This is a genomic window from Pseudomonas sp. BNK-30 (genome assembly GCF_047456185.1).
GTDB lineage: Bacteria > Pseudomonadota > Gammaproteobacteria > Pseudomonadales > Pseudomonadaceae > Aquipseudomonas > Aquipseudomonas putida_E.
The window spans coordinates 86,021-97,964 of the sequence record NZ_CP179904.1 but is presented as its reverse complement, the minus strand read 5'-3'; the positions used below and the strand labels follow the sequence as shown (position 1 = coordinate 97,964).

Annotated in this window: 9 protein-coding genes; 6 read left to right on the top strand and 3 right to left on the bottom strand. The window is 64.9% G+C overall.

The features are described 5' to 3' along the window. Positions 1-79 precede the first annotated feature (79 nt). From ACMGGN_RS00490 to ACMGGN_RS00480, 3 genes are all read left to right on the top strand, one after another. Positions 80-469, top strand: a complete 390-nt coding sequence (locus ACMGGN_RS00490) for a YybH family protein (RefSeq protein ID WP_039601730.1) — start codon at positions 80-82, stop codon at positions 467-469. A 93-nt stretch (positions 470-562) separates the two neighbouring features. After that, a complete protein-coding gene (locus tag ACMGGN_RS00485; protein ID WP_115273852.1) occupies positions 563-2,065 on the top strand; it encodes a purine-cytosine permease family protein in 1,503 nt (500 codons plus the stop codon). A 13-nt stretch (positions 2,066-2,078) separates the two neighbouring features. Further along, on the top strand, positions 2,079-3,509 hold the full coding sequence (locus ACMGGN_RS00480) for an aldehyde dehydrogenase family protein (protein WP_046784578.1): 1,431 nt from the start codon (positions 2,079-2,081) through the stop codon (positions 3,507-3,509). Positions 3,510-3,567: 58 nt separating this feature from the next. Here the strand turns inward: ACMGGN_RS00480 and ACMGGN_RS00475 are convergent, their stop codons facing one another. Genes ACMGGN_RS00475 through ACMGGN_RS00465 form a run of 3 tightly spaced genes read right to left on the bottom strand, consistent with a single transcriptional unit; the run spans position 3,568 to position 7,733 of the window. Further along, positions 3,568-5,967, bottom strand: coding sequence for a DUF3772 domain-containing protein (locus ACMGGN_RS00475; RefSeq protein ID WP_237859850.1), 2,400 nt, complete (start codon positions 5,965-5,967; stop codon positions 3,568-3,570). Between the two features lie 56 nt (positions 5,968-6,023). After that, positions 6,024-7,076, bottom strand: coding sequence for a bifunctional DNA-binding transcriptional regulator/O6-methylguanine-DNA methyltransferase Ada (ada, locus tag ACMGGN_RS00470; protein ID WP_119687783.1), 1,053 nt, complete (start codon positions 7,074-7,076; stop codon positions 6,024-6,026). Positions 7,077-7,106: 30 nt separating this feature from the next. Continuing rightward, positions 7,107-7,733: a DNA-3-methyladenine glycosylase family protein gene (locus ACMGGN_RS00465; protein ID WP_119687784.1), complete on the bottom strand. Its 627-nt coding sequence runs from the start codon at positions 7,731-7,733 to the stop codon at positions 7,107-7,109. 169 nt (positions 7,734-7,902) lie between these two features. Here ACMGGN_RS00465 and ACMGGN_RS00460 point away from each other — a divergent pair, with 169 nt between their 5' ends. The 3 genes from ACMGGN_RS00460 to ACMGGN_RS00450 all read left to right on the top strand — a co-directional run bounded on the left by ACMGGN_RS00460 (position 7,903) and on the right by ACMGGN_RS00450 (position 11,931). Continuing rightward, the gene (locus ACMGGN_RS00460; protein WP_115273848.1) at positions 7,903-8,418 is read left to right on the top strand and encodes a sigma-70 family RNA polymerase sigma factor; all 516 of its coding nucleotides are present in this window, start codon (positions 7,903-7,905) and stop codon (positions 8,416-8,418) included. Beyond that, positions 8,405-9,361, top strand: coding sequence for a FecR domain-containing protein (locus ACMGGN_RS00455; RefSeq protein WP_161871135.1), 957 nt, complete (start codon positions 8,405-8,407; stop codon positions 9,359-9,361). Before ACMGGN_RS00460 ends, ACMGGN_RS00455 begins: the two co-directional genes overlap by 14 nt. A gap of 95 nt (positions 9,362-9,456) precedes the next feature. Next, the gene (locus ACMGGN_RS00450; protein WP_204918897.1) at positions 9,457-11,931 is read left to right on the top strand and encodes a TonB-dependent siderophore receptor; all 2,475 of its coding nucleotides are present in this window, start codon (positions 9,457-9,459) and stop codon (positions 11,929-11,931) included. Positions 11,932-11,944 lie beyond the last annotated feature (13 nt).

The window sequence follows — 11,944 nt, the reverse complement described above, 5'->3', positions numbered from 1 at the left end:
TCCCCCCAGCGATTTGTTCACCCGCCAACCCCCACCAGAATCGCTTCACCACAATCACAATAACCGTGAGGCCACTCCCGTGGACCAGACACTTCAGGTACGCCAGGCCGCCGCCGACCTTGTAGCCGCCTTCGCCAGCAACGACACCGCCCGCTACTTCGCCTGCTTCAGCGAAGACGCCACCTTTCTTTTCCACACCCTGGCGCAACCGCTGCTGTCGCGCGGCGCCTACGAAGACCTCTGGGCCCAATGGCAGGCCGAGGGTTTTGCCGTGCTCGGCTGCGTTTCGAGCAATGCGCAGGTGAGCCTGCAAGGTGATGTGGCGATCTTCATGCACGATGTTGCCACGCACATCCGCATCGCCGGCGAGCAGCACCAACTGGCCGAGCGCGAAACCATCGTGTTCCGCCGCCACGGCGAACGCTGGCTGGCCTGCCATGAGCACCTGTCGGTCGTCACCGTCGCCTGATTCACCTTTACGCGGCCCTGCCGCCCTGCCATCGCACCCACAAGAGGGCCCGCGCACCGCGCCGGCCTACAACAACCGCGCTGGAGCATCACCATGAGCCACTCGACCGGTATCGAGACCAATGGCGTCGAACAGATCCCTGACGATCAACGCGACGCCTCCCCGCTGGACCTGTTCCGCCTGATCTTCGGCGGTGCCAACACCTTTGCCACCGCCGTGCTGGGCAGCTTCCCGGTACTGTTCGGGCTGTCGTTCCAGGCCGGGGTCTGGGCGATCCTGCTCGGCGTCGGCGTGGGTGCGCTGATCCTTGCGCCCATGGGCTTGTTCGGCGCGCTCAACGGCACCAACAACGCGGTGTCGTCGGGCGCGCACTTCGGCGTGCATGGGCGCATCGTCGGCTCGTTCCTGTCGCTGCTCACCGCCGTGGCGTTCTTCTCGCTGTCGGTATGGAGTTCCGGCGATGCCCTGGTCGGCGGCGCCAAGCGCCTGGCCGGGCTGCCCGAAACCGACCTGACCCTGGGCCTGGCCTACGGCCTGTTCGCCATCCTGGTGCTGGTGGTGTGCATCTTCGGCTTCCGCTTCATGCTGTGGGTCAACAAGGTTGCCGTGTGGGCCTCGAGCCTGCTGTTCCTGCTGGGCATCTTCGCCTTTGCCGGCCCGTTCGATGCGGGCTACGCCGGGAGCGTCAACCTTGGCCAGGTCGGATTCTGGGCAGCCTTCGTCGGCGCGGCGATTCTGGCCATGAGCAACCCGGTATCGTTTGGCGCCTTCCTCGGCGACTGGTCGCGCTATATCCCGCGGCAAACGCCCAAGGCGCGCATCATGCTGGCGGTGATCGCCGCCCAGGCCGCCACGCTGATCCCGTTCCTGTTCGGCCTGTGCACCGCCACCCTGGTGGCCACCCACGCCGCGGACTACATCGCCGCCAACAATTACGTAGGTGGCCTGTTGGCGATTTCGCCTAGCTGGTTCTTCCTGCCGGTGTGCCTGATCGCGGTGATCGGTGGCATGTCCACCGGCACCACTGCGCTCTACGGCACCGGGCTGGACATGTCGAGCGTGTTCCCGCGGCTGCTCAGCCGCGCAGGCGCCACCGTGCTGATCGGGGTAATGGCTATTGCCTTCATCTTCATCGGCCGCTTCACCTTCAACCTGGTGCAGAGCGTTTCGACCTTCGCCGTGCTGATCATTACCTGCACCAGCCCGTGGATGGTGATCATGATTCTCGGCTTGATCACCCGCCGCGGCTTCTACCACGCCGACGACCTGCAAGTGTTCACCCGCGGCCAGCGCGGCGGTCACTACTGGTTCCTGCATGGCTGGAACTGGCGCGGCATGGGCGCGTGGGTCCCCAGCGCGGTGGTAGGCATGAGCTTCGTCAACCTGCCTGGGCAGTTCGTCGGCCCGCTGGGCGACCTGGCTGGCGGCATCGACGTGAGCCTGCCGGTAACCCTGGGCATGGCTGGTGTGCTGTACCTGCTGCTGCTCAACCTGTTCCCTGAACCTGCTGGCGTGTATGGCCCCAACGGCCCGCGCTGGGTGCGTTGCAAAAGCACCGCGCACACGCCGGTGCTGAAACCTGCCGAAATGGCCTGACTGGATAACGACCATGACCACTTCCCACTACATCGCTGGCCGCTGGGTCGAAGGCCAGGGCAGCGACTGCATCAGCGTCAATGACCCTGCATTGGGCCAACCTTTTGCCGAACTGATGGCCGCCAGCGTTGCCCAGGTCGACCAGGCCGTGGCGGCGGCGCGCAATGCCCTGCCCACTTGGAAGCAGGTCAGCGCCAACGAGCGTGCGGCGTACCTGCGCGGTTTTGCCGAGCAGCTTGGGCAACGCCGTGAAGCACTGATCAGCCTGCAAATGCGCAACAACGGCAAGCCTCGCCATGAGGCCGAAATCGACCTGGACGATGCCATAGCCACCTTCGCTTATTACGCCGACCTGGCCGAGCAACTGCCGGAAAGGAATCGCGAAGTGGCGTTGGCCGCACCGGGCTTTACCGCCCGCACCCGGCTGGAGCCGGTGGGTGTGGTCGGCCTGATCGTGCCGTGGAACTTCCCGTTGGTGACCAGCGCCTGGAAGCTCGCCCCGGCCTTGGCGGCAGGCTGCACCGTGGTGCTCAAGCCCTCGGAAGTCACCCCGCTGATCGAGCAGGCCTACGGCCAGATCGCCGATACCCTGGGCCTGCCTGCGGGCGTGCTGAACATTGTCAACGGCAAAGCCGAGACCGGCGCGGCACTGAGCAGCCACAGCGGCCTGGACAAGCTGTCGTTCACCGGCAGCAACAGCGTCGGCAGCCAGGTGATGCGCAGCGCATCGGCACAGTGCCGGCCCGTGACCCTGGAGTTGGGCGGCAAATCGGCGATCGTGGTGTTCGATGATTGCGATGTGGACCAGGCAGTGGAGTGGATCGTCGCCGGTATCACCTGGAACGCCGGGCAAATGTGCTCGGCCACCTCGCGCTTGCTGGTGCACGATGGCATTGCCGATGCGCTGCTGCCACGCCTGCAACAGGCACTCGAAACGCTGCGCGTCGGTAACCCACTGACTGAAGAAGTGGACATGGGCCCGCTGACCAGCCAGGCGCAATGGTTGAAGGTTGCCAGCTACTTTGCCACCGCCCGTGAAGAGGGCCTGCAGTGCCTGGCCGGTGGCAAGGCGCTGGACCGCGACGGCTGGTTTGTCAGCCCGACGCTGTATGCAGACGTCCCCGTGGACAGCCGCCTGTGGAATGAAGAAATCTTCGGGCCGGTGCTGTGCGCGCGTCGATTCTCGACCGAAGCACAGGCAATTACCGAGGCCAACGACAGCCGGTTCGGCCTTGTCGCCACCGTTTGCTCAGCGGACCTGGAGCGCGCCGAGCGGGTGGCCGATGCGCTGGAAGTCGGGCATGTGTGGATCAACTCGGTACAAGCGGTGTTCGTCGAAACGTCCTGGGGCGGCACCAAGGGTAGCGGGATCGGGCGGGAGCTCGGGCCTTGGGGGTTGTCGGGCTACCTGTCGGTCAAGCATGTGACGCGGTGCCTGGGCTGATTGCCCCAGGGGCCGCCAGGCGGCCCAATCGCCGGCGGCCGTCTTGCGCGCCAGGGTATTACGCCGGCTCGTCAGCCGGGCGCGCGCCCTCCTGCACCAGCACCATGCTCTGCGGTGAAGACAGGGGAATGCCCTCATCACGCAAGCGCCCCAGGATGGTGAACAGCAGGTCGCTGCGCGCCCCTGACACCTGCCGCGGCCCCGCCACATAGCCGCTGACACTGATCACCATGCCGCTGGTCGTCAGGTCCTTGAAGGTTACCGAAGCAGCCGGCGCGTCCAGGATCGCCTCATGCTCGTGAAAGGCAGTCAGCAGCAGGTCGCGCACCTGGTTGGCATCGGTCTCCAGCGGCAAGGTCAGGGTGATGCCCACCACGCCCAAGGCATTGCCCATGGTCACGTTGCGCACGTTCTGCGAGATGAACTGCGAGTTGGGCACGATCACCGTGGAGCGGTCGGACATCTGGATCTCGGTGGCGCGCACGTTGATCCGGCGAATGTCACCCTCGACGCCCGCCAGGCTCACCCAGTCGCCCACCTTGACCGGGCGCTCGGTGAGCAGGATCAGACCGGAAATGAAGTTCTGCACGATCTGCTGCAAGCCGAAACCGATACCCACCGACAGCGCACTGACCACCCAGGTCAGGCTGGTGAGGTTGATGCGCAGGGTCGACATCACCAGCATGGCCAGGAACAGGAAGCCCAGGTAACCGACCAGGGTTACCAGCGAGGCACGCATGCCGGCGTCCATGTCGGTTTCCGGCAGCAGGCGCTCGCTCAGCCAGCGCTTGAGCACACGGATACCGAGCATGCCGCCTAACAGCATCGCCACGGCCAGCAGGATGTCTTGCGGCACGATGTTCAGGTTGCCAAGCAACTTGCCACCGGTGCCGTCCCAATCGCCCAGGCTCAGCAGCAGCTCGCCGGGGCTGGTGCCCGACGGCATCAACGCCAGCATCACGGCCAGGAACAGCAGGACCGTGCGGCTGACACCGGTCAGGATGGTGCTGGCCTGGGCCTGATGGCGTGGTGCCAGGCCCAGCGACGACGCCAGCGCCAGGCCGCCGGGTTGACGCGGCGACAGCAGGGTTTCGCACAGATCAGCCAGGAAGGTGGTCAAAAGGTAGGCGCAGGTGGCGACCATGCTGATCCACAGCAGCTTGGCAGTGAGGAAGTAAGCCAGGGTGAGGTAGCCGGCCAGCAGCGTCAGCAAGATGAGCCCGACCCACACCACGATCACGAACGGGATCAGCCCTGCCAGGCCGGTCGGGCGCGCCAGCTCATGTTTGCGCAAGGTCCGGCGGTAACGTATGAGCGCCGTTGAGAAGATGGCGGCCACCACCAGCGCGGTCAGGCCGTTGGTGGCGACAGTCAGCGCCAGGCTGGTGCCGATCACACTGTTGATGCGCTCGAAGGTCAGCATCACCATCAGTGCCAGGGCCAGCAACTTGGGGAACCAACCCAGAGCACTGGCCACTTCGTCGGGGATCGGCGGCAAACGCCAGGAAGGCCGTTGCAGCATCAACATGGCCCGGCCAAGGCCGGTGATGAAGGCACTGAACACCACGAGCATGAGGAAGTGGTTGGTCAGGCTGGCCATGTCCGAGCCCAGCATGGCACTGCTTTGAAGGCCCCAACGCAGCAGCGACACGGCCCCGGCGATAGTGCCCAGGGTGGCCAGGCTCACGCTCAGGGCCAGTGCGCTTCGGCGCAGGCGGCCTTCGGGCAGCCAGCGAATCATGGCGGCAGCGAGCAGGCGCTCAAGGACCAGGCGGACCAGTGTCCAGACCAGGATCGCGGCCACCAGGCTAGTGATGAAGAACCCGCGGTGTTCAGCGCTCAAGGCACTGGCGACGGCATCGGCCGCCTCGCCGCGCAAGTCACGCAGGCGCATCACATCGTCCTCGGTAGGACGGATCAGCGACTGCCAGAAAGCCGGGCTCAGCGGGGTGGCCGCCCGGCTGGTCACTTGCGAGTTGAACTGGCTACGGCGCAGGTTGACGATTTGCGTGGACAGGTCGCGCGCCGACTGAGTCAGCTTGGTGGCCTGATCCTGCTCGGCGAGCACGGACTTTTTCTGCGCCTCCAGCTCCTTGCGCTGCAAGGCCAGGGTCGCGGCTTCATCCTTCTGTACCGGGCCGATGACCTTGAGCTTGTCGTCGAGCTTCTGCACGTCAGCAGCGCGCAAGGTGCTCAACGCATCGGCCTGTCGCTGGACCTGCACGGTAGCCATGCGCAGTTGCGAGAGCAGGTCGTCGTTGGCGTTGCTGGTCACGCCCTGACGAATCTGGTCGAGCCTGTCGCTCAACTGCTCGATACTTGCGTTTTCATCCAGCACCGGCAGCTCGCTGGCAACCAGGTTGGCAACCGGCACGGAAGCCGACCAGGCCGGCGACGCAAGCGCCAGCATCAGGGCCATTACACCCAGGTAAAATCGGGCAAGGCAGACACGCCTCATCGAACGTTCCTCATCACAAGGCTATTTGGCGGTGGATTCTACGCGGCTTGCGGCCTTCAGGAGAGTGCCGTTTCTCGCTCCAACAGTTGCCGCTTGCGCTCCACCCCCCAGCGGTAGCCGCTGATGTCGCCGTCTCGGCGCACCACCCGATGGCAAGGAATCGCCACGGCGATACGGTTGGCCGCACAAGCCATGGCCACGGCACGCACGGCTTTGGGCGCGCCAATGCGCTCGGCAATCTCGGTATAGCTTACCCGGCCGCCCAGCGGGACTTCGCGCAGGGCTTGCCAGACCCGCTCCTGAAACGCGGTGCCCTGCACATCCAGAGGCAAGTCCAGGCCCAGGGCGGGCGCCTCGACGAAGCCCACCACCTGCGCCACCAGTCGTTCGTACTCGGCATCGCCGCCGATCAGGCGAGCGTTAGGGAATTGATCCTGCAATTGCTCGAGCAGCGCTTCAGGTGCATCACCCAACAGGATTGCGCAGATGCCTTTTTCGCTTTGCGCCACCAGGATCGCCCCCAGTGAACACTGCCCTACGGCGAAATGAATGGCCATACCCGCGCCACCGGCGCGGTACTGGCGCGGGCGCATGCCCAAGCGCTGATCGGCGCTTTCGTAGAAACGGCTATTGGAGTTGTAACCGGCATCAAAGATGGCATCGGTCACCGATGTTTTCCCCTCGCCCAGCCGCTCGCGCAGGCGCCGGGCGCGGAAGGCTGTGGCATAGGCCTTTGGCGTGAGGCCGGTTGCAGCCTTGAACAGGCGGTGCAAGTGGTACGGGCTGACCCCCAGTTGTGCCCCGAGCTGGCCGAGGCCGGGTGGATTGTCCGGGGTTTCGAGCAGGCGGCAGGCGCGGGCTACCAGTTCGCAGCGGCGAATGCTCGACGGCTTGGCCTGGCAGCGCCGGCAGGGACGATAGCCTGCGGCCTGCGCGGCGGCGGCATCGGTGAAGAATTCGACGTTCTCGCGTTTGGCCATGCGCGATTTGCAGCCGGGTTGGCAATAAATGCCGGTGGTGCGCACGGCGTAGACGAAATGGCCTGCTGCTGCCGCGTCGCGGGTGTAGACAGCTTGCCAGCGTTGTTCGTCAGTGGTGTAGGGGGTCATTGCGGTATGCCTCAACCAAGCTGATTCGTCTCAGGCCCGCCACAGATACCAGGCTGCCACCGTGCGGTGCGGACGCCACCCGGCGCCCAGCGACCGCATCTGCGCCGGCGTCGGCGCCTTGCCCAGCCCCTTGAGGCGACGATACCCCTCACGCACCGCAAAATCGTCCACCGGCAACACATCCGAGCGCTCCAGGCTATAGATCAGCAGCATCTCGACGGTCCAGCGGCCCACGCCGCGCAAGGCAACCAGGCGCTCGATCAAGGCCTCATCGCTCATGCCCAATGCCTCTTCCCGGCACGGCACCGCCCCGTCCAGCGCGGCCTGGGCAATCCCGTGGATTGTCGCCAGCTTGCTCGCGGAAAACCCACAGGTACGCATCGTTTCCGGCGCCACCTCAAGCAACTGCCTCGGCGCGGGAAACCCATCGTCAGGAAACAGCGCCAGCAATCGCCCCAGTATCGCTTCGGCCGCACGGGCATGCAGCTGCTGGTAGGCAATCGCCCGTACCAGCGCCTCATAGGGCTCGCGCCCCGGTGTCGCCCGGTGCAGGCACGGCCCGGTCACAGCAATGTGCCGCGCCCAGTCAGGGTCCAGCGCGGCCAGGTAATCGGTGGCTTCGCGGTAGGCTTCAGGCGAGAGGTCGGCCAGGATCATCCATAGCTCCAGTGGGTTCAAGGCAGGACCAGCTTAGCCCAGCCACTGATCGTGGAAACGCCGAATCTTGCGCAGCTAATTCCGGGCAACCATTGCCCAGTGCCATCATCCATGCATAGAATTGAGAACTATTCACAGTCACGCATGCTTCCTGGGATCAGCCGCTACGATGCAGCTCAACGACACGCTCAAACCGGCCGAAGTCGCCCTGCTCTATCAGTCCCATCACGCTTGGCTACGTGGGTGGCTGCGCAGCCGGGTCGGCTGCCAGGAACACGCTGCAGACCTTGCGCAGGACACCTTCGTGCGCCTGCTGCGTGCACGCCAGGTTTCGCCGATCAAAGAACCGCGGGCTTACCTGAGCAGCATCGCTCGCGGCCTGATGATCGACCAGTTCCGCCGTCGCGCCCTGGAGCGCGCCTACCAGGAAAGCCTGGCCCATGTACCCGAAGGCGAAGTGCCCAGCGAAGAACATCGCCTGGTGATTCTGGATACCCTCGAGCGCCTTGACCGTGCCCTGCACCAGCTCAGGCCCCGCGCCCGCCAGGCCTTTTTGCTGGCCCAACTCGATGGCCTGAGCATCGCGCAGATCGCCCTTCGCCTTGGCGTTTCGCGTGCCACCGTGGAACGCGACCTGGCCAAGGCCCTGGGCGTCTGCTACCGGTTGCGCTATGCCGAGCTCTGATCAAGTACCCGCGCAGGCCCAGGTCGACCAGGCCATCGAATGGCTGGTGAAGCTGCGCTTCGACACCCCAAGCCCGGCTACCGAACAGCAGTTCCAGCAATGGTTGGCCCACCACCCGCACAACGCCCAGGCCTGGCAGCGGGTGAGCACCCTCAGCGACGAACTGGCGGGGCTCCCCAGCGACCTTAGTCGGCGCACCCTCGATGGCCGCCAACGCCAGCGCATCAACCGCCGTGACCACCTCAAACTGCTGGCGGTGCTGGCGATCGGCGGCACCGCCGGTTGGGCCGCGCGCGAGCCGCTCGGCCTGCCCGCCCTGATGGCCGACAACAGCACCGGCACTGGCGAACGTCGCCGGTTGCAGGGTAGTGATGGCAGCCAGATCCAGCTCAACACGGCCAGCGCCATCGACCTGCACTACAGCGCCGAGCTGCGCGAACTGACCCTGCTGCGCGGCGAAGTCAGCCTGGCCAGCAACCCTGGCGACAACCGCCCGTTCCGCATCACCACCCGGGTCGGCGCCCTGGCTACCCAGGACGGCCAACTGCTGCTGCGCGAAAACGATCAGGGCCTGTTGCTGGCCGTGCGCCGCGGCAAAGTCACCTTGTTCCCGGCCTCCCCTTCACCACGCGTGGTGCAGGCGGGCGAGGTGTTGCAAGTATCGCCGCACGGGGCTCACGCGCTTGCCTCGTTGCATGGCGACCCGTGGGGCTGGACCGACGGTGTGCTCAGCGTGCAACAGATGCCACTGGGCGAGTTCTGCGCCGAACTGGCCCGTTACCGCCCGGGCCTGCTGCGCTGCGCTGGCGAGGTGGCCGCGCTGAAGGTATCCGGCACTTACCAGCTGAACGATACCGAGCAGATTCTGCAACTGCTCACCCGCAGCCTGCCGGTACGTGTCGATTACCGCACACGCTATTGGGTCAGCGTCGGGGCTGCCTGATCTTTTTTGAAAAAGAATGAGGTGGAATCTCATTCTCGTCCGGCCTGAAGGAACAAAGCCCGAAAAGTGGTCTACGAAACCTTCAGGAGCGGTCCATGATCCACCCGTGTTCCCCCCGCAACGACAGGCTGCGCCACGCCGTGCGCGCCGCCGTGTTCGGCCTCGGCCTGGGCAGCGCCCTGGCACTGCCCGCACAGGTCGCGGCTGCACCCGCCAGCCAGCACCGGCAAATCGACTGGAGCATCCCCGCAGGCCCTCTGGCCCCGGCACTGGACCAGGTGGCCCGGCAAGGCGGCCTGAGCCTGTCGTTCGATGCGAACAGCCTGCAGGGCAAGACCACCCAAGGCGTGCAGGGGCGCCACGAGCCGGCCCAAGCATTGACCCTCGTGCTGATGGGCAGCGATGTGCAAGTGCAACAGGAAGGCGATAACAGCTTTCTGCTGATACCCGCACTGGACGCCGGTGGCGCACTGCAACTGGGTGCCACCAGCATTTCCAGCGATCGCCTGGGGGAAACCACCGAGCACAGTGGCTCCTACACGACTGGTGCGGTCACCATCGGCAAGACCGCACAAAGCATTCGCCACACCCCGCAGTCGGTGACCGTGGTCACCCGCCAGCGCATCGACGACCAGAACATCACCAACCTGACCAACCTGCTGGAGCAGACGCCTGGTGTGGTGGTGAACCTCACCGACAGCGAACGCGTGCAGTACTACTCGCGCGGCTATGCGATCGATGCCATCCAGTACGATGGCGCCACCGTGGTACAGGGCAGCGGCGGTGGTTCATTCATCCAGAGCGATTCGGCCATCATCGACCGGGCCGAGATCTTGCGCGGGGCCACCGGCATGATTCGCGGCGCGGGTAACCCGTCAGGCACCGTCAACCTGGTGCGCAAACGCCCGACGCACGTATTCCAGGGCGAAGGCAGCGTCACCCTCGGCTCCTGGGATGCCCAGCGTTATGTCGCCGATATCTCCGGCCCGCTGACAGAAACCGGCAACGTGCGAGGCCGGGTGATCGCCGTACACGATGACAAGGACCATTTCCAGGACTCGCGCCAGGAGCGCAAAGAGGTGTTCTACGGTGTGCTGGCCTTCGATCTGAATGAAAGCACCACCCTGACCACTGGCCTTGAGTGGACCAAGCTCGATGCCACCGGCGCCTGGGGCAACCTGCCCGCCGACTATGATGGCTCGCCCCTTGCGTTTGGCCGCAGCACTTACCTGGGTGCCGACTGGAACCGCTGGGACCGCAGCAACCTGCAGACCTTTGCCGAGCTCGAACACCGTTTCGACAACGACTGGTCGCTCAAGCTGATGGCCCAGCGCACGCACTTCGAGCTGGATGACCACGGTTTCAAGCAGACCTACTTCACCCGTGCCAGCGGCGCTGCCAACCCCAGCAACAACCCCTACCTGATGAACTATCAGGTTACCGAGGGCGACGGCGGCGAGAGCCTGCAGAACAACCTGAGCGCCACCCTCAACGGGCCGTTCGAGCTGCTCGGTCGCAGCCATGACCTGATGCTGGGTGTCGAGCGCATTCGCAATGACTCCTACGCCTCGGCCACCAACTTCGTATCCTCCGGTGTTTTCGACATCCGCGAGTGGGACCCAAAGACCAGCCTGGCCGAACCGGACATCAACATAACCGCCCATCCGGTGCGCACGCGCACCACCCAGGAAGCGGCCTACGCCACCTGGCGCATTTCCCTGGCAGACCCGCTCACGGCTATCATCGGGGTACGGGCCAACTGGTATGACTACGAGCAGGAAAACAACGTCAAGTCGAACGGCAAGTTCAGCGTCGACAACAAGATCGTGCCGTATGCGGCGCTGATCTACGACCTCAACGATAACTTCAGCACCTACGCCAGCTACACCGAAATCTTCAACCCGCAGACCGCCACCGACGTCAGCGGCTCGGTGCTGGAGCCCACCACAGGCGAAGCTTACGAGACCGGAATCAAAGGCGAGTTCTACGAGGGGCGGCTGAACACCTCGCTGGCGTTCTTCCGCATCTACCAGGTGGGCAACGCCCTGGATGACCTGAGCGGCCCCAACCCCTGCCCGCCCAACTACACCTCGGGCTATTGCAAGGTGGCTGCTGGCAAGAACCGCAGCCAAGGCTTCGAGCTGGAGATTTCCGGCGAAGTATTGCCAGGCTGGAACGTGACCGGTGGCTACACCTACAACACCACCAAGCAACTCAAGGACACCATCAGCAACACCGGCAACGCCATCCGCACCACCGACCCCAAGCGCATGCTGCGCCTGTTCACCAGCTATCGCCTGCCGGGCGAGCTGCAAGCGTGGACGGTTGGCGGCGGCGTGCAGGCGCAGAGCGACATCTACAACCGCAGCGGCAGCGCCGAGGCCACGCAGGCGGGGTATGCGGTGTATAACGCGATGGTCAATTACCGGTTCAACGAGCATTACTCGTTGCAGCTCAATGCCAACAATATCTTCGACAAGAAGTACTACCGCCAGGTGGCGCCGACGCCGACCGGGTATTACTGGGGTGACCCGCGCAATGTGTCAGTGACCTTGCGCGGCAGCTTCTGACCCAGGCTGCCAG